At 44.0% G+C, this 22,280-nt stretch carries 24 protein-coding genes; 6 read left to right on the top strand and 18 right to left on the bottom strand.

What is annotated here, in order from left to right; all coding sequences use genetic code 11:
• Nucleotides 1-52: 52 nt before the first annotated feature.
• From ACI4L0_RS04500 to ACI4L0_RS04490, 3 genes are all read right to left on the bottom strand, one after another.
• Nucleotides 53-670 carry a TetR/AcrR family transcriptional regulator gene (locus tag ACI4L0_RS04500; RefSeq protein WP_439798973.1) on the bottom strand — a complete coding sequence of 206 codons (618 nt, stop codon included), beginning with the start codon at nt 668-670 and terminating at the stop codon, nt 53-55.
• 141 nt (nt 671-811) lie between these two features.
• Nucleotides 812-1,972 carry an HNH endonuclease family protein gene (locus ACI4L0_RS04495; RefSeq protein ID WP_439798972.1) on the bottom strand — a complete coding sequence of 387 codons (1,161 nt, stop codon included), beginning with the start codon at nt 1,970-1,972 and terminating at the stop codon, nt 812-814.
• A gap of 151 nt (nt 1,973-2,123) precedes the next feature.
• Nucleotides 2,124-3,314 carry an adenine-specific methyltransferase EcoRI family protein gene (locus ACI4L0_RS04490; protein WP_439798971.1) on the bottom strand — a complete coding sequence of 397 codons (1,191 nt, stop codon included), beginning with the start codon at nt 3,312-3,314 and terminating at the stop codon, nt 2,124-2,126.
• 161 nt (nt 3,315-3,475) lie between these two features.
• Between ACI4L0_RS04490 and ACI4L0_RS04485 the strand changes: the two genes are divergently transcribed.
• Nucleotides 3,476-3,745: a helix-turn-helix domain-containing protein gene (locus tag ACI4L0_RS04485; protein WP_439798970.1), complete on the top strand. Its 270-nt coding sequence runs from the start codon at nt 3,476-3,478 to the stop codon at nt 3,743-3,745.
• Nucleotides 3,746-3,764: 19 nt separating this feature from the next.
• On the opposite strand, the gene ACI4L0_RS04480 is transcribed toward ACI4L0_RS04485, so the two are convergent.
• From ACI4L0_RS04480 to ACI4L0_RS04440, 9 genes are all read right to left on the bottom strand, one after another.
• Nucleotides 3,765-4,037: a hypothetical protein gene (locus ACI4L0_RS04480; protein WP_439798969.1), complete on the bottom strand. Its 273-nt coding sequence runs from the start codon at nt 4,035-4,037 to the stop codon at nt 3,765-3,767.
• 236 nt (nt 4,038-4,273) lie between these two features.
• Nucleotides 4,274-4,825: a DUF2798 domain-containing protein gene (locus ACI4L0_RS04475; RefSeq protein WP_439798968.1), complete on the bottom strand. Its 552-nt coding sequence runs from the start codon at nt 4,823-4,825 to the stop codon at nt 4,274-4,276.
• 195 nt (nt 4,826-5,020) lie between these two features.
• Complete coding sequence (locus tag ACI4L0_RS04470; protein ID WP_439798967.1) at nt 5,021-5,329, bottom strand: HMA2 domain-containing protein; 309 nt, start codon at nt 5,327-5,329, stop codon at nt 5,021-5,023.
• A complete protein-coding gene (locus ACI4L0_RS04465) occupies nt 5,326-7,431 on the bottom strand; it encodes a heavy metal translocating P-type ATPase (RefSeq protein WP_439798966.1) in 2,106 nt (701 codons plus the stop codon). Before ACI4L0_RS04465 ends, ACI4L0_RS04470 begins: the two co-directional genes overlap by 4 nt.
• An 81-nt stretch (nt 7,432-7,512) precedes the next feature.
• The gene (locus tag ACI4L0_RS04460; RefSeq protein WP_439798965.1) at nt 7,513-7,728 is read right to left on the bottom strand and encodes a hypothetical protein; all 216 of its coding nucleotides are present in this window, start codon (nt 7,726-7,728) and stop codon (nt 7,513-7,515) included.
• A 93-nt stretch (nt 7,729-7,821) separates the two neighbouring features.
• Entirely contained in the window at nt 7,822-8,502 is a 681-nt protein-coding gene (locus ACI4L0_RS04455) for an HD-GYP domain-containing protein (protein ID WP_439798964.1), read from the bottom strand.
• Nucleotides 8,503-8,681: 179 nt separating this feature from the next.
• Nucleotides 8,682-9,098, bottom strand: coding sequence for a flavodoxin domain-containing protein (locus ACI4L0_RS04450; RefSeq protein ID WP_439798963.1), 417 nt, complete (start codon nt 9,096-9,098; stop codon nt 8,682-8,684).
• A 23-nt stretch (nt 9,099-9,121) separates the two neighbouring features.
• Nucleotides 9,122-9,694 (bottom strand): DUF3793 family protein, encoded by a 573-nt coding sequence (locus tag ACI4L0_RS04445; RefSeq protein ID WP_439798962.1) that lies wholly within the window; start codon nt 9,692-9,694, stop codon nt 9,122-9,124.
• Nucleotides 9,695-9,709: 15 nt separating this feature from the next.
• A complete protein-coding gene (locus tag ACI4L0_RS04440; RefSeq protein WP_439798961.1) occupies nt 9,710-10,792 on the bottom strand; it encodes a hypothetical protein in 1,083 nt (360 codons plus the stop codon).
• 222 nt (nt 10,793-11,014) lie between these two features.
• Between ACI4L0_RS04440 and ACI4L0_RS04435 the strand changes: the two genes are divergently transcribed.
• A complete protein-coding gene (locus ACI4L0_RS04435) occupies nt 11,015-11,596 on the top strand; it encodes a flavodoxin family protein (RefSeq protein WP_439798960.1) in 582 nt (193 codons plus the stop codon).
• Between the two features lie 81 nt (nt 11,597-11,677).
• On the opposite strand, the gene ACI4L0_RS04430 is transcribed toward ACI4L0_RS04435, so the two are convergent.
• From ACI4L0_RS04430 to ACI4L0_RS04410, 5 genes are all read right to left on the bottom strand, one after another.
• A complete protein-coding gene (locus ACI4L0_RS04430) occupies nt 11,678-12,094 on the bottom strand; it encodes a hypothetical protein (RefSeq protein WP_439798959.1) in 417 nt (138 codons plus the stop codon).
• A 157-nt stretch (nt 12,095-12,251) separates the two neighbouring features.
• A complete protein-coding gene (locus ACI4L0_RS04425) occupies nt 12,252-13,064 on the bottom strand; it encodes a hypothetical protein (RefSeq protein WP_439798958.1) in 813 nt (270 codons plus the stop codon).
• A gap of 34 nt (nt 13,065-13,098) precedes the next feature.
• Nucleotides 13,099-14,484 carry a tRNA uridine-5-carboxymethylaminomethyl(34) synthesis GTPase MnmE gene (gene mnmE / locus ACI4L0_RS04420; protein WP_439798957.1) on the bottom strand — a complete coding sequence of 462 codons (1,386 nt, stop codon included), beginning with the start codon at nt 14,482-14,484 and terminating at the stop codon, nt 13,099-13,101.
• On the bottom strand, nt 14,481-16,787 hold the full coding sequence (locus tag ACI4L0_RS04415; protein WP_439798956.1) for a putative glycoside hydrolase: 2,307 nt from the start codon (nt 16,785-16,787) through the stop codon (nt 14,481-14,483). The genes mnmE and ACI4L0_RS04415 overlap by 4 nt, the downstream gene beginning before the upstream one ends.
• Before the next feature lie 171 nt (nt 16,788-16,958).
• Nucleotides 16,959-18,023 (bottom strand): PTS transporter subunit IIC, encoded by a 1,065-nt coding sequence (locus ACI4L0_RS04410; protein ID WP_439798955.1) that lies wholly within the window; start codon nt 18,021-18,023, stop codon nt 16,959-16,961.
• A gap of 184 nt (nt 18,024-18,207) precedes the next feature.
• Between ACI4L0_RS04410 and ACI4L0_RS04405 the strand changes: the two genes are divergently transcribed.
• The 3 genes from ACI4L0_RS04405 to ACI4L0_RS04395 are packed head-to-tail and all read left to right on the top strand — an operon-like array spanning nt 18,208 to nt 19,968.
• Nucleotides 18,208-19,137, top strand: a complete 930-nt coding sequence (locus tag ACI4L0_RS04405; protein WP_439798954.1) for a diacylglycerol/lipid kinase family protein — start codon at nt 18,208-18,210, stop codon at nt 19,135-19,137.
• Nucleotides 19,138-19,162: 25 nt separating this feature from the next.
• On the top strand, nt 19,163-19,294 hold the full coding sequence (locus tag ACI4L0_RS04400; protein ID WP_439798953.1) for a hypothetical protein: 132 nt from the start codon (nt 19,163-19,165) through the stop codon (nt 19,292-19,294).
• The gene (locus ACI4L0_RS04395; protein WP_439798952.1) at nt 19,294-19,968 is read left to right on the top strand and encodes an epoxyqueuosine reductase QueH; all 675 of its coding nucleotides are present in this window, start codon (nt 19,294-19,296) and stop codon (nt 19,966-19,968) included. Before ACI4L0_RS04400 ends, ACI4L0_RS04395 begins: the two co-directional genes overlap by 1 nt.
• Here ACI4L0_RS04395 and ACI4L0_RS04390 read toward each other — a convergent pair.
• A complete protein-coding gene (locus ACI4L0_RS04390; protein ID WP_439798951.1) occupies nt 19,928-20,959 on the bottom strand; it encodes a LacI family DNA-binding transcriptional regulator in 1,032 nt (343 codons plus the stop codon). The two genes, ACI4L0_RS04395 and ACI4L0_RS04390, sit on opposite strands and share 41 nt — an antisense overlap.
• 154 nt (nt 20,960-21,113) lie before the next feature.
• On the opposite strand from ACI4L0_RS04390, the gene ACI4L0_RS04385 reads away from it, so the two are divergent.
• Entirely contained in the window at nt 21,114-22,259 is a 1,146-nt protein-coding gene (locus ACI4L0_RS04385) for a hypothetical protein (protein WP_439798950.1), read from the top strand.
• The last annotated feature ends 21 nt before the right edge of the window (nt 22,260-22,280 follow it).

Raw genomic sequence — 22,280 nt, 5'->3', positions numbered from 1 at the left:
AAAATAATGCAGGAATTTTTCCCTGCACATTTTCCAATTACAAAGCCAATCTTTACACGCCCAAAATCTTATCCCACCCGGCATTAAAAAAATACTGAAGCTGCTTGATGTAAGACAGTGCATCCTCTTTTGGCAAATCGTGAGCCACAACTTCAAACATTCCGTTAAAAAGCGCGCTCGCAAGAATATGATTTAAATCCGCGCGGACTTCGTTTATTTTAATTCCCTCGTTCTGAAGCATCTTGATGAACCGCACGGTATTTTTCGTTTCAACGTCAATCATCTTGTCAATGTAGTATTCGTAACTTGAACCGGCGGACTTGCACACAATCAGCTTGAACGCATCAAAATTCTCGTAGATTATGTCGACCATCCTGTCGACCTTTCCGTCAACATAAGAGTGCATTTCCGTTTTCTGCCGTTGTGCCGGAAAAGAAGCAAACTCGTCCTGCATAAAACAAAAATAATCGTAAAGCTCGTTCGCGCCCTTTTCTACAAGCTCGCGGAAAAGCTCGTTTTTGTCAGAAAACCGGCTGTAAAGAATTCCCGTCGTGTACCCGGCCTTTTCTGCAATCGTACGCATAGAAGCATCGGCAAAACCCTTTTCCATAAATTCAGCCTTTGCACATTCAAGAATTTTCTCTACCGCAAGATTGTCCTTAGTCCGCATACCGACCTCTCATTTAATAACAGCGTTATAATAACAATGTTATCAAATACTGTCAAGCGATGACAAAATAAAAACGAAAATCCCCCACACAAACACGCCCGCCCCACGCCACCGCCCACAAAACCCAACCGCGAAAAAAAACTACCTGTTCCCCTTCGCCCTGTTGTGGCTCTTGCAAAGCATCTGACAGTTTGAAATATCAGTCGCCCCGCCCCTGCTCCAGGCAGTCACGTGGTCAGCGTCCATTTCCGCAAGTTTATAAATCCTGCTCTTATTGCCGTCTGCCCCCATTGCACAAAGCGGACAATTTGAAATCCCCTTGCTTTCTGCATCAGCGGTCTGCTTTGTATAAACAGTCTTTTTTGTAGGCTCATCAAACATCCTGATATCAAGAAGCTGAGGCTGCTGACACCCATTCAAAATATATTCATAAATACCCTTTTTGTTCTTTACAAAAAAATCTGAATACAGTTCTTTGAGCTTCTTTGATACTTCTGCAGGATTGTACGAATTTTTATGATAAAGCTCGTAGAACTTTCCCCACTCCAGCCCCTTCATTTCTGATTCGACATCCAGAAACACAGACGAAATCCAGTCTATTACGCTGTTAAAATAAGAACCCAATTCCGTAATCTCTGTATCGTGTCGGTGCTTACTCATATAATCGCTGACATTTCCTTTTGAAACCCACTCAAGCGCCGTATGAAGAAAATCCTGCCGGTTCACATTGCCGGAAATATAAGCACTCCACTTCTGAACATTTGCATTTTGAGAATTACTGAACGTTTCCTTTGCCTTAGTTACAAACTCACCTGAATGAATAGCGTTCAATAACTCCTGCTCATTCAAAGGAACTCCGGCAATATTGATAGTCTTAAACCACTCTTTTATTTCACTTTCCGTTCCCTCACACTCATAAACCAGAAGCTTCGTTTCCATAATTTTCTTCTGCAAATCTTCTGCAAGACCAGAAAAATACTGCTCCATTCCGTGACAATCTTTTATTGCAAACTTATCAGTAACAAACCGCCCGAAACTCGTTATCCTCTGCTGCCCGTCTAAAACCTCCAGCCTGTCCCCTACCTTATTAAAATAAATAAGACCAAGCGGATACCCCTTTAGAATTGACTCCACAACCGCAACATCTTTCTTTCCGTCCGCATAAATATAATTACGCTGATATTCCGGCTGAATAGTCAGCTTGCCGGCAAGCCCAAAAAGCCCCTTTCCCTCATATTCGTTATAAGTGAACCCCTCGCAAATGTCCTTGACCGTTAAATCAGTCCTAAGTTCCGTAGTCATAAATTTTCTCCAGTAAATAGATTTTTATTTTTTCGGGCGGTTGCCTGACAGGCAGGCACCGGGCTTTTCAGGGTTCCGCTTCCGCTTCATTCCTGCGCTCCGCTCCGGAACGCTTCGCGCCCTTACAATCCCTACCGCGTTCACCAGCCCTTTATCCTTTCCGCCGAATGAAAATTCTCATATAAAGCGATGTAACTTGATTTCCTTCGCCATTTTGATAATAAGTTTTTCCTGCCATTCTCCCCTGTATAATCGGGGCTTCGTCAATTTTTCTGCCGTTAGAACCTTCAACAGTTCCGTTAGCGTTCATCTGCACATAATCACTGTATTTCTTTGTATCAGGCAATTCATCGTGACAGCTCCTTTGTGCCATTCCGATAATCTCAAACTGCTCCGGGCAGTACTTGTCAAGAAACGAAATCGGCACGCCCATAACGTCGTCATAATCGCCGGGAATAGCGTCAGTAAACGGAACTTCAATGGCATCATAATTATCATAGTGCGCATACCCCGTGCCCTTGATTTCCTTGTGCTTGGAAAACTTTACGTTGTCGTCCATAGACATAAGCGAAAGAGGCTGATGCCGGCGACCGTGCTGAATGTTTGTAAACCATCTCACACCCTTTACCCTGATATATTTCTTTCCGTTTTCATCAATCCGCCACCCTGCCGCTTCCAGCGGATAATTATCTGGAACACCGAATTCTCTATCGCCACTGCTTATACTGCACCCCAACCAAATTTTATTTTCCTTAATCAGCGGAAAAACCTCTTTGTAAGTAATCGCGTTCATATTCCCGATAATCGCAAACTTTTTTTTAGCCTCAATAATCCAGGCAAGAAATTCCCTGAACAGACTGAACGGCGGATTTGTGATGATAACGTCCGCCTCATCTCGCAGGCGCTTTACCTCATCGCTCCTGAAATCGCCATCGCCCTCAAGATAATTCCACTGCAGGTCGTCAATGTTCAGCTTGCCGTCAAGATTAGTGTCCGTCGTAAGCGTAAAAATCTTCCCCCTTGAACGCGACTTCTGCACGTCAAAGCGCGGATCAACAGTTTCAAAAAGCGTCGGCTGATAATTTATGTCAACCGGCTTTGAATCCGCCGCATAAGAAGTAGAAATCAGCTTTTTCAATCCGAGCCGTTCAAAATTCTGCGCAAAAAACTTAGTAAAATTGCTCCATTCCGGGTCATCGCACGGCAAAAGCACCGTTTTCCCCCGAAACACATCCGCATTAAACTCGATGTACGCATTCATCTCTTTCTGAATATCCGCAAACTGCGTATAAAATTCATCATTCTTCGCCGACTTCGCCTTAGAAAGATTTGCATTAGCCATTTTTTTGACACACTCCATTTACTTAGCAACAGTATCAAGATAATTACTATTGATTAGCAATACTAAGTGTATCATAAAAAACGATTAGTTTCACTAAAAACAGAAAAGTATTTCTTAGTTAGAGTAATTACACTATGGAAGATTATTATGAAACTTTTAAAATGAATTTAAAATATTACAGAGAACAGCAAAATCTTTCGCAAAGTCAGCTGGCAATTCAGGCTGACTGCACAAATGGAGCAATAGGACAAATAGAAGCCGGCATTTCAAAACCATCTTTTGATATGATTATAAAACTTTCCGCCGCCCTGAAAATTCACCCAGCCGACCTGTTCCTGCGCAACGCCTCGCAAACCGTAAACAACACGCGCAAAATTCTCCAGACCGAACTCATCACCAACATTCAGGACTTCATCCTGCGAAAGTTCTAGAAAAAAGAAAAATTACAATTTATTTGTGCATCAAAGAAGAATAATTCAGATGGTTTTCCCTCGCAAACGCAATAAACTCCTTTTCTTCCTTCGTTACCCGGATTTGAAATTTCAGCGGAGAACCAAACTTCTGCTTGCGCCCGGCATTTTCGCGCGCTCCCCCGTGACCAAACTTTTTTTCATACATCGCAAGCCCTGATTTTCGCCTGTATTCCTTTTCAGAAATTATCTTCTCATCACAAGAAACCTCATTTTCCGGCTTCTTAAAAACATACCCTTCGGAGTCTTTCACAAATACATATTTCATAAGTCATACCATATCCGTTTTTTTGAAATTGTCAACATATTCAAATACCGAAAAATAAAGCCGCGACAGGCGCGGCTCATAACGGCTTAAAAACTCAATTGTTTTTCAAAGTATACTTTGAAAAACAACCTTTTATCCAAACTTTTCAAAATGTACTTTGAAAAAAAGTCTGTTCCTCTCCCCAAAACAGACCTGTTCATTGAAGAAATCCCACGCTCTACTTACTCTTCGCCGTGCCTGCGGAAAATCGCCTTGAACAGAGTGCGCACAAGCGGCTGGATAAAGAAAAGCTGCGTAAAGAACGCAAACGGAAAGTTGTAACACACAAGCTTGAGCCAGTTTGCAAGGAGCGTAAGGACGTTAAACGGAAGTTCTGCGTACGGATAGTACAAGGCGGCGGCAATCAGGCTCATCGCGGGGCACATAAGACCGACGGTTGCGCAGATAATCGACGTTTCAAACAAGACAGGGTTCGTTTCTTCCGGGCGCCACACACGGCACGCAAGGCGGAACGATGCAGGACTTCCCATAACACATTCAAGCAGATAGGCAAAAGCAAATTCAATCAGAATTACCGCGTAAATCGGAAGCCGCCGCCCGAACATTTCAATTCCGCCCATCGCACGGATTGCGCCCAGAACGGAACTTTCGCCCGTAATCTGCATAAAAAAACTGCCGTTCACAACGTACAGGCTGTAAAAAACATACGCGTGGACAGTAATCACAACGGTAATCAAAGCGAACATCATCCGCTCAAACTGGTTTTTCGGCATAAAGCACCTCGCATAAATAATAGAAAAATTGAAAACGCCGCAACGCAAAAAAAAATCACGGACGCACCGCCCAAAAAGGCAATGTTCCGTGATCAGATTTATATGAGGCGAACCTCAATACGTGTGTCGTTTACATTGAAAATAAATTGTAGGAGTAATATACCAAAAGAGAAAAAAAAGCGCAAGAATTAGAGTTCACACTATTTTTTCAATTTCATCCAGCAAAGATTCAACTGCGCCCTGTCTTTCCGGGGAATAATGTTCAGCCTCGTAATTTAGCTTCAGCGCAAATTCCTTGAACAGCGAAAGCCTTTCTACAGAAAGTTTTTCCGGGTCGTATTCAATAAGAACGCTTCCTGTAACGGGGTTATGAGTGACGGAAGTTACCGCGCCTTTGTCGTCAATTTTTTTTATAATTGCAAGCGCCTTTTCGTAAAGGTGCACATTTTTAAAAACTGCGGCTCTAAGACGGATTCTTCCGGGGAAAAAACTTGTTACAATCATAAAAACTCCTGTTTTTCTTCAAGAACCGGCTTCATCGCCTGCATACACATTGCCACTGTCATTGAATTATGCAGGACTGCCGCAACCTGCGGAGAAATCAGCCCGAATATTCCGCATAGAAGAAGCGCAGAATTCACGCAGATAATCGACGCATTGTTTTCGTTTATTTTTTGAATTAAGCCGGAACCGAGTTTCCGCACGACAACAAGATTTTCAAGTCCGTTTTTCGTAAGCTCTATGTCAGCCGTATCTCCTGCTATAGACGAACAGCCGTCAACTGCGACTCCTACATCTGCCGCAGAAAGCGCCGGCGCATCGTTAATTCCGTCACCAAGCATAATGACTTTATGACCGGCAGACTTTTGTTTTTCAATAAAGCGGACTTTATCTTCCGGCAATGCCTGCGCAATGTATTCGTCCAGTCCGGCTTCTTCCGCTATTTTTTTTGCGGCATTTTCCGTGTCGCCTGTTATCATAATGCACTTAGATATTCCGGCTGAATGAAGTTCCTGTATTATCTGCCCTGCCTGCGGACGAACAGGATCACCCACGGCGATAATTCCTGCAAGTTTTCCGTCGTAAGCAAGATACAAGAGCGAGTCGCCTGAATCAGAGGCTGTACTGCGGATTTTTTTCACTTCTTCCGTAACGGGGATTTTTTCGTCGTCAAAAATAAAGTGCGCGCTTCCCACCCGGATTTTTTTTCCGCCGTAAGAAGAGGCAATTCCGTGCGCCACTATGTAATCAACTTTTGTATGTTCTTCAGGATGTTTGAGCCCCAGATTTTCTGCCGCCTTTACAACAGCCCGACCGAGCGGATGCGGATAGTGTTCTTCAAGACACGCTGCCCATTTTAAAACTTCGTCCTTAGAAAAGCCGTTCAAGGCATAAACTTCGGACAAAACTGGTTCTGCAAAAGTGAGCGTTCCGGTTTTGTCAAATACGGCAATGTCGGCAAATGCGGCTTCTTCAAGATATTTTCCACCCTTCACAGAAATTCCGTAGTCGGCAGCTTCTTTCATTGCAGACAGTACGGAAATCGGAGCGGCAAGTTTCATTGCGCAGGAATAATCTACCATCAGCGTTGAAAGCGTGCGCGTAATGTTGCGCGTAAAAAAATACGTCAGCGCAGTAAGCAGAAAATTAAACGGAACGATTTTTTCTGCGACCATTTCAGAACGTTTCTGCGCGGAAGCCTTCAAATTCTGCGACGAGTCAATCATATCTATTATATTCTGGACTTTCGTGTTTTTTCCTGACGAAACGACACGCACGTAAAGTTCGCCCTCAGCAAGAAGCGTTCCTGCAAAAACTGTGGAAAGCGGCTGTTTTTCAACCGGAAGCGGCTCGCCTGTTATTCCTGCCTGATTTACAAGTCCCTCGCCTTTTTCTACTGTCCCGTCCGCCGGTATCAAAGAATTCTGCCGCACAACAAGCAAGTCGCCGGGACGGACTGCATTCAGCGGAACAGTTCGCTCCTCATCTCCGTCAATAATGCGGACTTCATCACTGCCTGCAAGAAGCGTTCTGGAAAGATTTCCATAGGACTGCCGCCGCGTAATAAGTTCAATGTCCTCTCCCATTGAAAGAAGCGTTGATATTGACGAAGCCGTGTCCCGGTTTCCTGTTGCCAAAGCAGCCGTAAGCGCCGCCGCATCAAGAAGCTCCGTGCTGAATACAGTTCCCTCAGAAATCCGCTGCAATGCACTGCACACACGCGGCACTAAATCTTTTACAAGAAGAATTGTCCTTAGCGGAAGCGGCAGAAGTTTCTTTGCAAAATAAATAATGAAAGTCTGTATAAAAACACCGAAAATGCTTTCCATCACAGGAACTTCCGCAACGGCATTCAAAAGAGAGTCGTCTTCAAGATATTTTTCCGTAAGGGCAAGGAACAAACTGACAATCTGTTTTTCCGACAGTTTTTCTTCATCATATAAAATCAAAAATGAGCCGACGGTCGTATTAACGCTTATATCAGTTATTCCGTCCTGAACGGCGATGAGTGTCTGGGTAAGAAGCGCCTGTCGCGGAAAAACAGTGTCCAAATCATAACGGACGCGAATACGTCCGGGCAAAGAATGATGTATCTTGATTTTCATAAAAATTCCAAAAAAGAAAATGCCCGGCGTTCTCCTAAAAATACGGAAAAATGCCGGACATTTTCAGCAGGCTGGATTCGGTTATTTTGCAGCCGCTTTGCTCTGAAGTTTTGCCTCAGCAAGAATATCCTGTGCATCTTCTTTCACAGTTTCTGCAAATGCCGCCGCCTCTTCCTTCAGCTGCAAACCCTTTCCAATGACGCTTGCACACGCCTTTTTAAAAGCCGGTGTCTTCATCAGATTATAAGCCGCAACACCGCACGCAGCGCCTATAAAGAAAGTTCCCAATTTTGTCATACAATCACCTCTTGGTTTTAATTAGCAACCGCTAATGCATATTAGCATATACTAACATAAAAACAAATGCAATAGTTTTCTCTTATGGAAACTTTAAAAAAATTCAGTTTTTAAAGACAAATTTTTCACCTGTGAAAAACTATTGAAATCATTGCGGACTTCAACAATCATATCCCAGTGCTCAAGAACAGAAGCGGCAATATCATAGTCATACATAGTTCCGACATTGCGTTCGATTTCTTCCCTGCACCGCTGTGCGCTCATTCCCTGCCTGTATGTGCGCGAACTCATCATTGCATCAATCGAATCCGCCAGTGCTATAATCCGAGAGCCAAGGGGAATTTCTATTCCGCAAAGACCGTCGGGGTAACCTTTGCCGTCCCAGCGTTCGTGATGATGAAGGACAATCTCCGCAATTTCAGAAAATCCGCTCACCTTGCTCAAGATTGAATATCCGATGACAGGATGCTTTTTCATTTCCTGCCATTCACTGTCACTGAGCCTGCCTGTTTTTAAAAGAACGCTGTCGCTTATTCCGATTTTGCCGATGTCGTGGACGTGAGCCGCAATGTGTACAATTTCAGAAAAAACACTGTCTATTCCCAGAAAAGCGCATATCTGCTGGCTCATATCGGCAACGCGCATGGAATGAAATTCGGTGTATAAATCGCGTGACTCAAGCGCAGTTACGATTGCGGTTATAAAATCATGGTAGCCGAGCAGCTTTTGGCTTACCATACCATTCAAATCAAAACCAAGCTTTTCTTCTGTCAAAATCTCCTCCTTGATTTTTCAAAAACACAGCCAGCTGTATCATAGGGAGCTGACACAACCGGCTGTGACAAAAAAGAAATCTCTTGCATGAAATCTTTTTTATGAATGGAGCAGTTCCGATGAGGGCAATCATCAGAACCATTTGGTATATGTAAGGTTATCTGCAAGCAGGAGCCGTTTTATGCGGTCTTTCCAAGCGATTCACACAGCGCGGTACATTCAGCATCGGGAGCAAGATGACCTGCAAGTCCATTCATGTCCGCTACAGCTGCGCCGGCTGCTGCAATGCGCTCTGTCCAGGAACGAAGCCACTGTCCGTCGCCCCAGTCATAGGAACCGAACACCGCAACTTTTTTGCCGGAAAGACCAGCCTCAATAGAAGTGTAGAAGCCTTCCATTTCTTCCTCCACTTCCTCATCGCCCATTGCCGGGCTTCCAAGAATAATGACGTCGCATGAAAGAACATCCTCTGCGCTGACTGTGTCTGGAGTTCCAAACACCAGCTCTGCGCCGGACGACTTAACACCGGCCGCAACAGCATTCGCCATCGCTTCTGTGTTACCGGTTGTTGATGTATAAACCACCGCTTTTTTCATAAAAACCTCCAAAATCCAAAGCTCTATGCACAGCAGTTTCTGTACGTTTCTGCAATCTCCGGCACGCTCATTCCCATTTCAAGAAATTCAAGGCACCGGCAGCAGCACGTTTTATATTCATTCATCTGCGCAACGGCTCTGTTTTTATTTTTATACACTTTCCAGTATCCGTTGTAGCAGAAGCCTTTTCCGTTCCGCTTTTCAAACTGAACCACGTCTTCCAGCGGATAGCCCAGAAAAATTCCGATTTCGTGCGGAAATTCCCCGAACTTTCTCAGCCGGAAAACAAGCTCATACATAACAGAATCAAATCCCTTCTCCACAGGATATCCTTTTTTTGCAAGATAGCGCCTTACATTTTTCTGAGCGAATCTTGCCTTTATAAGCTCCGGGTTGTACACGAAAAGCAGCATAAAATCGTCTCTCCGCTGAATCGGAAGAATGACAGTTCCGTTCTGCCTGAAAATTCTGTTCCACCCGGAAATTTTTTCGCAGCCGTCCGCATACAAATCCATCCGCATAGAAAACAAACTCGCTGTCTTTATTCCGCACAATGCGGGCGCGCCGCACTGCACTACAACCCTGTCAAAACTCATCGCCTTTTTCCGCCGCTAGAAATAATACTTCCAGTAAACCGGAAAGCAGATTGAGTCAAAGTCATCATTTGTAAAGGCAAAGTCCGCCTCTATGCAGATTTCGTTGCGCTCATTCGGGAAGAATGTAATTGCCGGCTTAATGCACCAAAGCTGCTCGGGCGCCTCAGCTTCCTCTGCATCGTCCTTGTCGTAGAAAGCGTTGAGTGTTCCTGTGGCGGACACTTCCACAATTTCCTTGACAGAAACAGCCGCTTTTGCCGCCGCATAAAACATTTTGTCAGAAGTGAGATAATCCGCGGCAAGTGAAAAAGAATCAGCTTCATACAAAACGCTCACGTTCACAAGATTGTCGCCTGAAACATCGCACAGTCCGTCGTCGTCTTCAGTTGTGTAGCCTGCAAAAATCGACAGCCCTTCAACCGGGAAAATTCCTGCGTAAACACCGAATGTAAAATCATCGGAATTGCAGACATCCTTGAAAGTCGCGCCAAGGGAAATAACATCCCTGAACATATATTCCGCTCCGAATCCAATATTGAAATGGCGGGTTTCAGTTTTTCCGTCATCGTCCGTAATGTCCTCGTCAATCCAGTTAGTTTCATCGAATCCGAACGGCACCGTTGCGGCAAGAGTAAGCCCTTCAATTCCTGTAAATGCAACTGTAAATCCGTCACTTCCGAGAGCGCCCTTTGAAAGGTTGTCGTCCTCAATTACAAGATACGAGCCGGCTGTAAAAAAATCCGTGCTCAAGCCGAGCGTAATCATGTCCACCGGGCGGAAAGCAGCGAACCAGTCAAAGTCAATCTCATCGTCTTCGTCGCGCAGAGAAATCGCCTCGGGCTTTCCGTCTTCGTCAGTTGTTAGATAGAATTTTGCACGCACTCCGACATCAACGCGCTCAGAATACATTTCCGCTGTAAGCTCATTGTACATTCCAGCAAATGTTGTGTCGTCCTCCGTTATGTTCACCACATCGCTTCCCAGTTCGTTTGAAAAGGTAACTGAAAATCCGTTGTCTGCCTCGCCTTCCTGGGCAAACGCTGTTCCGCAAATCACAGCCGCACTGAGCACGGCGCCTAACACTAATGATTTTTTCATAATACAACCCTTTATTTTTTTTCTCTCTCAATTAGTCATCGCTAACTCAGTTAGTTTATGCTAACGAAAAATTTTTGTCAATAGTTTTCAAACTCAATTTTGAAGAATAAAAAATTTTATAGTATAATAATGCAAACAACAAAAGCTCATTGCAGAATTGCGGCTGCGACCGGCTGCAAGCAAACAGGGCAAACTGAAATTTATTTTTGCAGAGGTATTTTTATGAACATTTTGATTTTAAACGGCAGTCCGCGCGCAAACGGAAAAATTTCGCAGATTCTTCACTGCATTGAAAAGGAAGCCTGCGGCAACGGACATTCTGTTACTTTTATAGATGCACATTCGCTTTCATTTTTGTCATGCAAAGGCTGTATGGCATGCCGAAGCAAAACACAGTGCATTCTTCCTGCTGACGATGCGCACAAAATCGCAGACCTCATACAGAAATGCGATGCGATTGTTGTAGGCTCGCCTGTTTACTGGGGAAATATTTCCGGCGAATTGAAGCGGCTGTTTGACCGGCTCGTGGGCGTCATGATGGGCGAAAGCAAAATGGGACTTCCGCTTCCGCTCCACAAAGGAAAAAATGCGGTGATTGTTACAGCCTGCACAACGCCGTTTCCATTCAATGTGCTTGCCGAGCAGACAACAAAAGCAGTCAAGGCGCTCAGGGAAATTCTTTCGTACTCAGGATTTAAAATCAAGGCGAAAATTATTCTTCCCGGAACAAAGGGCATGAAAGAACTTCCGCCTAAAATCGAAAAAAAATCACGCAGAGCTGCAAGGCACATTTTTCCGTGCTGAAAAAAAAGCATGGCTGCCTGAAACGACATCCATGCTTTTACAAAACCGCACTCCAAAAAATTTTAGTTTTTCAAGCCGGATTTATTTTACAGCCAGAATTGCGCCAAGAATAATAAGGTGCTGTGCGAATCTATAAATCCACTCAAGGAAATTTCTAGTTCCGCCGTTAATAATTCCCTTTGCGCCAAGCACATCAGAAAGTACAATAGCCGCAATCCAGACAACAGTAGCAATCAGCACAAGAACACTTCCAAAGCTACCAAAGCGGTCGCCGATTAAAAGTTTCAGAATCATAAAGATTCCAACAAGCAGCTCAATCACACCAAAGACAATCACAAGGATTCCCTCAAGGTCGCCTTCAACAAGATCCTTGATTGCACTTGCGGCAAAATCTCCGCCGCCCTGAAGCGCCCATATTCCTCCCACTGCAAGCATAACGCCTACTGCAATCTGCAAAATAAAAAGCGTCGCATTCCATCCTCTTTTCTCAGATACCATATAATCCTCCATTTTTAACCTTGCCATATTCACATGGAAAGTTTATATACCGCTGTAGCCTCAAAAAATTTGCTCAGCAGAATTTTTTTCTCAAGCCTATTTACTATAATTCAGTTTTCCCCGAAAATCCAGTGCTGATTAATTTCTCCCCTGAATTTTAAAATTCCGATTTTTTTTCATCGAAAGGATTTTTTTTCAGAATTTCAAAAACTCCCTTGTCAGCCCCAAATGGAACAATGCTCGGCTGCTCATAGACAGGGCTTGCCACAATTCCAAGTTCAAGACAATGAATCAGAAAAGCTTTGTAATGCTCCCTTGGAATTTTCGGATAAAGGTAAGGGCCTTTCCGCTGCCAGTATTTTGCAAGAAAAAGATCGTAAATAAACCAGTCCTTTTCCTGCCGTGTTTTCAATGCAGAAATCAAATTGTAAACAGAACGTGTAACTCCGGCTTCAATCGGCGACGGAAGCTTTATGCTTTCTGAAACTGAATCCAAAAGAACTGTCTCCGGAATATTTTTCTTTGCGGCAAGAATAAAAATTCCGCTTGTCCATGGAAACGGCGGCTCAAAGACAATGCAGTCTGCGCTGGAAAAATCAAATTCCGCATCGCTCCACGGCTTCCAGAAAAAAGTATTGCGCGGACTGATTTTTACAGCGGCGGAAAGGCTTTCTGATTTTTTTGCAAAGATAAAAATTCTCCGCGCTTCTCCCGGAAAAAGTTCGTTCACAGATTTTTCAAGGCGACCTGAAAAAGAAGTCCTGAAGCTCCCGGTTGCGCCGCGGTCAAGAACATTTTTCATCACAGTAAAAGCAGAAGCTCCGCCCCAGCCCAAAACAGCGCGTCCGTTTTCCTGATACAAATCTGTAAGACGTTTTCCGCTTTCTGTATAAAGAAAAGGCCCGCGCGCACGCTTTATATTTCCATAGCGTAAAAAAATTTCTTCTGTCAAAAAATCAACTTCGTTCATTGCAATCTAATTATAGCTGAAAAAATATGCATTGTCATTTGCCAACGCAAAAGCGGCTGAAAATATTTTCAAGAACATCATCCGGCGTAACTTCTCCTGCAACCTCTCCAAGGCTTTCAAGAGAATCCTCCAGATCCTGAACAACAGCATCAAGCCCGTAACTGGAATTCCTGGAAATCTCAAGGGCATGCTCAATCCGCTCCAAAGCTTCCTGAACAGATTTTTTCTGGCGCGCAGAGCCAAGTCCGCACTGCTCTCTGGATGAAACTTCACCGTTGAGCAGAATGTCCTTTACTTTTAAAACAAGCTCTTCTATTCCGCTGCTGTGCCTTGCCGAAATTTTTACAGAATCATTCCAGACTTTTTCTGTTCCATTCAGATTAAAATCACAGACATCAGATTTATTTAAAACCAGCAAAACAGGAACAGACTGACTTTTCATAAATTCCATGTCGTCTTCAGAAATTCCACTGGAGCTATCCACCAGGTACAAAATGATATCGGAATCTCCGCTTAAATTTTTTGCAAGCTCCACGCCGCGCTCTTCAATCGCATCATCTGTTTTTCTAAGACCTGCTGTGTCAAAAAGCCGGACTGGAATTCCTGCAAAGTCGCTCCAGCACTCAATCCAGTCGCGAGTTGTTCCCTCAATGCTGCTTACAATAGAACGCTCTTCTTTTAAAAGCGAATTGAACAGGCTTGATTTTCCGGCATTTGTTTTTCCGCACAGAACAATTTTTGCTCCATCCTGATAAAGTTTTTCAGCCTTCCACGAAGCTTCCAAGTCCGACAGTTTTTTTCGGGCGGCTTCCAAAAGCGAAGAATCGAACGAGCCTGAAATATTTTCTTCGTCCTCCGGGTATTCAATTTCAACTTCTATATTTCCGATTGTGTCAAGAATCATTTTTTTGATTGAATCAATCTGCTCAAGAAGATTTCCGCTCAGCCGTTCTGCTGCATGAGTCCTTGAAATATTTGTGCGGCTGTCAATTATTTCCTTTACAGCCTCTGCCCTTGTAAGATCAAGCTTGCCGTTTATATAAGCCCTGAATGTAAATTCTCCGCGCTCCGCTTTTCTGAATCCGTTTTCAAGAAGAAGCGAAAAAACCGAAGTGACAACATTCACACCGCCGTGACAAAAAATTTCAATCATGTCTTCGCCGGTAAAAGATTTAGGAGCTTTATAAACACCGATTACAACTTCGTCGATTTTTTTGCAGCCTGAATCCAGCCGGGGATTTTCAATCCAGCCGTGCACAAGAGTATTTCCCGGCGCATGCAAAAGCTTTTCTTTTCTTGAAAAAATTCCACACGCAAGCTCAATGCAGTTTTTTCCGCTTGCCCGGACAATTCCAATTGCGGAGGGAACAAGCGCAGTTGCAATAGCAGCAATCGGCTCTTCTGGAGTATACCTGTTCATCTTCTTCCGCCAAATCCCGGTTTTACGTGCAGGAAATTTCCTGAAGCTGAAGCTCCGCCCTCATATTCAATTTCGCGCTCCATTACAGAATTCCAGATTGAAATCATATCAATTTCCTTTTCGCGGTTTAAATTTTCAATATTCAAATCAAATTTTTTTTCACCCTTGCTGAAAGCAGGAATGCGCTTCTGCAAGTCACATTCGTTTGCATGCCACGGAGAAATTTCAGTGTCCAGCGGATCCGGGCTTATGTCCTCATAATATCCGCCGGAATTATTCCAGTGCATATAGCCTCTGTCAAGTCCGTCGCGCACACCGAAAATTTCGCGCAGAACATAATTCTTGTCATAGTATTTTTTGTCATGCCGCACACCCATATAAAATGCCTGAACCCATGGGCGCACGATGATTCTGTTTCTTCCAATCACTGTATTCCTGAACGAGCCGTAAAAATAAATCCGGTAAGCCCTTTCTTCATTCGGAGGATATTCAAGAAAGTCCTGCTCAAAATGCGAAGGATAAAACATCGGGCACACAACATCCACATACTCGCTCATAAGCTCAACATCCTGGCCGGTTCTTGTTCCGCTTCTGTACCATCCGTTTGCGCCGTAAATATCAATTCCAATCGGAGCATTTATATTTTTCCGCGCGTAGGACAAAAATGAAACAAGCGCGCCTTCCTTTACCATTCCATTATCCTTCCAGCGGTAAACAGCGGAATTCAAATTTGTTCCGTCAGTCGGAAATCTTATATAGTCAAATTGAATTTCATCAAACCCACGCGAAACCAGCTCGCGCGCAATTTCCACATTGTACTCCCAAACTTCCTCGCTGTAGGGGTCGACCCAGTTTTCGTCATAGTAAACAGTTTTTGTTCCCTGCCCTGAACCGTCATTTGCGGATTCTGTTCCGCGGATTCCAACCCATGGCTTGTTTGTCGCTGAATTCCAGACGGCATATTTTCCATTGTTGTAGGCAGCAAGATTTCTGTCTTTAAAAACAACAATGCGCGCAATCAAATAAACTCCGTCTTTTTTGAATTCGTCCACAACCTGCTTGACATCAATTTTGTACTGCGTAACTTTTCCCTTCTGCTTTAAAAGCTCGCTCTCAGGCTCAAAGCGCAAAAGTCCGTAATCATCTTTCATGTCAATCACAACAGAATTCAGCCTGTTGTCTGAAATAATTTTTTTGTACTTTTCTATTCCCTGTGAATTTCTGAGCTGATAGACTGAAGCATAGACCGCCTTTTTTTTATTTGCAGAAGCGGCCCACGGAGAAAGAACTGTGTCGGGATTCAAAAGCCACAGCTCGTTTAAAATCACGCTTGCATCCAGCCCGGAAATGTGGCTTGGAACATAAGCAGAATTTACAGTATCTCCGGCGGCAGTAAGAAATTCGCGCCACGTTTCAAATGACGGAATTTCTGAAACAGTTTTTTCAGACAAAGAAAGCGAAAGAATTTTTCCAAGCGTTGAAAAAACAAGGCTGCTTCCGTTTTGAAAAAGCCCGTCAATCGCATCGCAGGGATTTTCACCCTGAAACACTTTGACACCTTTTTTGCTCTTCCAGTCAAAGCGATAAATGTTGGGAATAAAAGACTGCGAAAGATAAATTTCAGTGTAGACACTTCCGTACGAATCCCTGCAAAGGACAGGAAGAATGTCAGAAATTTCGTCCACCTGCGTAAGGCTCGGCATTGCAGAAAATCCTGCGCTCACGTCAACCCACTTTGGATTTTTTTCATCCACACGGCAGTAGCTCAGACCATAAATCGGATGCGACATAAAAACAACAAGCTCTGTGCCTGTAATCTCATTGCTTTTTCCATAAACAGGCATGTGCGAAACAGCCACAGCCTTCATGCCGGAAGTATAACGGCTCGCAGAACCAATGGAAGTCCAGGATGCGCCTCCGTTTCTCGTCAAGAAAACTTCATCCTTTGTAGCCGTAACAAGAATATCAGGATCGAACGGATCTGCGCAGATGTCCTTTAAAAGAGGAATTCTCTGGACAAGTTTTTTTTCGCCGCCTTCAAACTGCTTTACAACAAGCGAAGGAAGCCCTGTATTGCACTGCGTAAATTCCTTTAAATCAGCGGAAGAAAAAATTCCCTTTTCTGTAACAAAAAACCACTTTGCGGGAGTCTTTAAAATGCGCTCAACTTTTCCTTCTGTCCACAGAGGATCTGCAATTCCACTCGGAAGTATTTTAAAAAGCCCTGTGTCTGTTCCAATCAGAAACACTTCTGAGCTTACAGGAGAAGTTCTTTCAAGGTATTCTTCTGGAAGCCTGTACAAGGGATTTGTCTGTGAAAATGCTACGGAAAAACAAGAAACAAACAATGCTGAAATGCACAATTTTAAAAAGAATATACGCATGTTCTTTTTATCGGCATCTCAGCAGTAAATTTTAGCGCTGATTAATCGACAAATAAAATCCCGTATCAAACAGCGCTTTATTCACGAATTTCACTGAAGCTTAAGATCCCCGTTTTTTATCCATTCCATTCGCCTTAAAGGAAGAGAAAAAAGCCATGAAAAAAGTCCGGGAAGAACAAAGCAAATCAGGACAAGCCCGAGCCAGTCAAATGCGCCGGGACAAACTGCGAAAGCTCCGTGTGCAACCGCGCTTTCGGAAGGCTCGAACCAGCCGGTTATAACTCCAATCTGCCCTACAAGTCCGCACGTTCCCATTCCGCTTGAAACAGCCGCACCGTTCATCTGCATTTTAAACAGACAGGTTGCAACCGGGCCTGTGATTGCAGAAGCAAGAATCGGGGGAATCCAAATCCGCGGATTTTTTACAATGTTAGGCATCTGGAGCATTGAAGTTCCAAGCCCCTGTGACAAAATTCCGCTCCAGCCATTTTCCCTGAAGCTCATCACCGCAAAGCCCACCATCTGGGCACAGCATCCGGCAACGGCGGCTCCTCCTGCAAGCCCCGTAAGTCCGAGCGCAGCGCAAACAGCAGCCGAGCTTACAGGAAGAGTCAGGAGAATTCCAACAATAACAGAAATAAAAATTCCCATCAGGAACGGCCTTAAAGTAGTCGCCCACATAATGAGATTTCCAAAAGCATAAGCGGCCTTTCCGATATGCCCGGCAAAAATCAAAGTAAAAAACACGCCGGCAGAAATTGTAACAAGCGGCGTAACAATAATATCAACTTTTGTTTTTCTGCTTACGAACATTCCACATTCGCAGGAAAGAACCGCAATCACAAGAACAGCCAGAGGTCCGCCCGCGCCGCCTGAAATATTCGCAGCCGCACCTACAGCCACAAGCGTAAACAGAACAAGCGAAGATGCGCCCATTGCATATCCGATTCCAACCGCCATCGCCGCGCCCACAACATGAGGCTCGCACGCAAAGCCGCCCGCAGAAATAAGAAATTCAAAAACAGGATTTGAGCCGAGCCTGACAAGCTGCTGACCCAAAGTCCTGATAATCGTTCCAATTAAGAGAGAAGCAAAAAGCCCCTGCGCCATTCCGCCCATCGCATCGATTAAGTAGCGTTTTACATACTTATTCATAAAGAGTCCTTAAAAAAAATTTTGATTGCTTACTTGGAAATGCAGTGATAGGAGCGTTCGTAGGCTCGTTAGGTTGTGGAATTCAACCGACAGTCATCACAACGTAATTGCGTTTGATTTTATCAAAGCGAAGAGAAAAATACAATCCGGTGACGTTTTTTTTCTTTTATGATATTATATCAAAATGTTGCACTTTATAGTAAATCCAGTTTCACGTTCTGGAAAAGGTCTCAGGCTGTGGAAAAGAAAAATAGAGCCTGTTTTGATTTCAAAGGAAATTCCGTACACTGTTGAATTTTCACAGGAACACGGAGATGTCACAAGAATATGCGCAAAGATAAGCTCCATGAACACAGCCAATGAAAAATGCACAATCGTAATAATCGGCGGAGATGGAACACTCAACGATGCAGTGCAGGGAATCAGCGATTTTGATTCAACCACAGTCGCATACATTCCAACCGGGTCGAGCAATGATTTTGCAAGGGACATGAAAATTTCAGGCTCCGCAAAAAAATGCCTAAAAAAAATTCTTTCAGACTCTGCGCCCGTAGAGCTGGATTTGGGCGAAGTGATTTCAAACGGAAAAAGCAGAAAATTTGTTGTAAGCTGCGGACTTGGATTTGATGCCGCTGTCTGCCAGAAATCCTCTCATTCATTCATCAAAAAAAATTTAAACAAAGTCGGACTAGGAAAATGCACATACCTTGCAATCGCCCTGCAACAGCTTATCCACGCGCCCAAGTCAGACTGCACTGCGGAATTTGACGACGGAAGAAAAATTGAATTTCCAAAATTTCTTTTTGCAACTTCCATGATTCACCGCTACGAAGGCGGCGGATTCAAATTCTGCCCGAAAGCAAATCCCACAGACGGAAAAATAAATTTATGCATCGCAAACAACAAAACGCTCCCGGGAATTCTTTTTGCGCTTCCAACAGCTTTTCTGGGGCTGCACGGAATTTTCAGCGGAGTAACCATAACTGAATTTTCAAGCGCAACATTCAGAACAACAATTCCGCTGTGGATGCACACCGACGGCGAAGTTTATCAAAAAGCAAGTGAAATCACAGTGCGCGCCTTTGAAAAAAAACTGAAAATGAAAGGCATATAAAAATGACAAGGACAGGGGCAAGCGTATGTTTTTTTATTATTCAGCAACAAAAGACAGCGGCGGTATCGCTGGAATTACAAAGGACTATTCAACGATGAGCAAGCTTTGCCATCTGCTTTTTAAATTATTTACCATCGGACTGGAGTTTGTATTCTAATGAATTATTATGCAGAACTTGAAAAACATCTGGCACAGCTAAAGGAAAACGCGCCGCTCACTGCAAGACCAACGCTTCTTCTTCATGCCTGCTGCGCCCCCTGCTCTTCTCATGTAATGGAATTGATTTCATCTTTTTTTGACACAACACTTTATTTTTACAATCCAAATATTTTCCCTGAAGATGAATACACCAGAAGACGAGATGAGCTGAAACACTTTCTGTGCGTGTTTCCCCCGGCAATAAAAAATTCCGTAAAGCTTGTGGAAGATTGTTATATCCCTGAAGAATTCTACAAGGCAATAAAGCTCAAGGAAAATCCTGCTATTGCCAACGAGCCTGAAAAAGGAGAACGCTGCAAAAGATGCTATGCGTTCCGGCTTCAGCGCGCATTTGACTTTGCCTGCAAAAATAATTTTGACTATTTCTGCACAACGCTCTCAATAAGTCCGTTCAAGGACGCAGAGGCAATAAACCAGCTTGCAGAAGAAATTTGCGCCCAGAGCAAAAAAACAAAATGGCTGCCTTCTGATTTCAAAAAGAAAAACGGATTTTTAAGAAGCCTTGAATTGAGCAAAGAATTTTCTCTTTACCGGCAGCAATACTGCGGCTGTGTTTTTTCAATGGAAAACGCTAACAGGATTCGCGCACAACAATCGAAGACGGAAGCATAATTCTCATTGCCTGCTCGTCTTTCCCGGCAGTTCCGCTGACAATCATTTTTACAGCCTGTTCGCCCATTGCTTTTTTCTGCACATTCATTGTTGTAAGCGGCGGACAGGTGTACTCTGAAATTTCTATGTTGTCCATGCTGATAACGGCGACTTCCTGCGGAACAGAAATTTTTCTTTTGCTCAGGCCGCTGAGAACTCCTATCGCAACTTCATCCGAACCGCAGACAACAGCGCGCGGCATTTTTCCGCTGGCAAACAGAGAGTCCACAGCCCTGAAACCGCCGTTCATGTCAAAAGTTTCAAAAAGATAAAACTTCTCCCTTCCGGCCTCAAGTTTTCCCTCGGACAGCGCAAGCTGAACTCCGTGAACGCGCTCATCATTTTCGCCGATATAGCCGATGCTTGAAAATCCGCGCTCAATCAGATATTCAGCAGCTCGGCGTGCGGTTTCCTGCCTGTCAAACATAACGCTGCTCAGCCCTTCATACTGAAATTCAACGCATACAATTCGGGAAAGCCGCTCCTTGATTTTTTCAACAATTTTTTTGTCCTCATCTGTTTTTATGCACTGATCCACGGCAACAAGAATCAGTCCGCCGATTTCCTCCTCGTGAATCAGAGTGTTGAACAAAACCGGATTTTTCAATTCTTCAAAAAAACGAATAAAGCTAACCTGGCAATTCTGCTCATGGGCTTCAAGGTGAATCCCTGAAATTATTTCCGCATAATACGGACGCAAAAACATTTCCGAAGTGCAAAGAACAACGCCTATTTTATTTGAAGCAAAAGCAATATCCCCCTGCTGTAGAGCCTGCGCGGCCTTGTTGGGTCTGTAGCCAAGCCTTTCGATTGCATCAAGAATTCTTTTCCGGGTTTCAGGGGCAACAGAGCGGTCTGAATTTCCGCTGATAACATAGCTTACCATGCTCCGTGTTACACCGGCTTCTCTTGCAACATCATTTTGAGTAACAGAAGATTTTGTTTTTTTCACCTCAGCAGCACCTCGCAATTTTTTTTTGAGCAGACAATAATTCCGCCTTTATTATAGACAAGTTGCAAAAATATTGGAAGAGTTGTTTTCGCCTGTATAGTTGCACATCAGGGGCAAAAATATTAGCATAGGACAACACAGTCAGAGGTGCAACATGAAAAAACATTTTCTTTTGGGCGTTTTGGCGCTCTCGGTATTTTTTGTTTCCGCACAGAATTTCAAACTTTCAGGGCATGTGCGCTCTGGGGTTTCAGCAACGATAGACGGCGGAAAAGACGACAGCGGAGATGACATAAATTCATTTTCCGTTAAGAAATGGCTTCCCGGAGATTATTTCGGGGATGACGAGCTTTCACGCATAAGGCTTGACGGCGAAATAATCGGCGAGGAAAACAAGTACGGAGCAAGCGCGCGCTTTCAGTATGCCGGGGAATTTGACAAGATTGAATTCAGCAGCAAGCAGATTATCTATGCAAACGCGTGGGGAAAATTCCAGGATCAGAGGCTCTTTGTTTCCGGCGGAAGAATCAAGGATATGTTCTTCACTTCAACAGGATTCGAGCAGTTCACTTTTATCACAAAGAAAACCGGAGTTTACGCGGTGTACTCGCTTCTTCCGAATTTGAAGCTCGGCGGCGCAGTTGTCCAGGAATATCTGTATTCATATTCAAACGGCAGCAAGCTTTATCCGCGCATGGACGAATATGACAAGGGCACAAAGGAATTCGGAAAGAATGCATTTATCGGCGGAATAAATTTCACAAAGGATTTTTTCAGTCTGAGAGGAGCGGTGGCAGGCGCAGGCGCAGGATATGCAAACGCAAATTTAAAGTTCAGCAACGGACTTAAATTCACCACAGAAGCGATTTACCAGACACAGAAAACCCGCAACGAATGCAGAATGGGAAAAGCCGAAATTGCAAAAATGATTCCGGCGCAGATTGTGCTTGTTGAAAACATTGAATACACAGGAATTGAAAACCTGCTTTTGGGAATCGCAAGCTACCAGCACTTCAAGGACGAAAATTACCTTGACAGCGACGGAAGCACCCTGAATTTTGTTTCAGTTATTCCTGCTGTAAAATACACCTTCACGGAAAATTTTTCAGCCGGCATCGAAAGCACCATCAGATTTTTTGACAGCAGATACAAGGGGGACACAGACACTTACGCAAACATAATTCCCCGTGTTGACTTTGAAATCATGAAGGGATTTACGGCGACAGTCTACGGCGATATTTCCACAGACACCGACAGAAGAAAAAATTCTATTGGAGCCGGAGCCTGCATGGTGTTTTAATCCGCGCTGTTTCTACTGCGG

The organism is Treponema sp. (assembly GCF_051883275.1).
Lineage (GTDB): Bacteria > Spirochaetota > Spirochaetia > Treponematales > Treponemataceae > Treponema_D.
The sequence above is the reverse complement of the archived record's forward strand: the minus strand, read 5'-3'. Positions and strand labels throughout refer to the sequence as shown.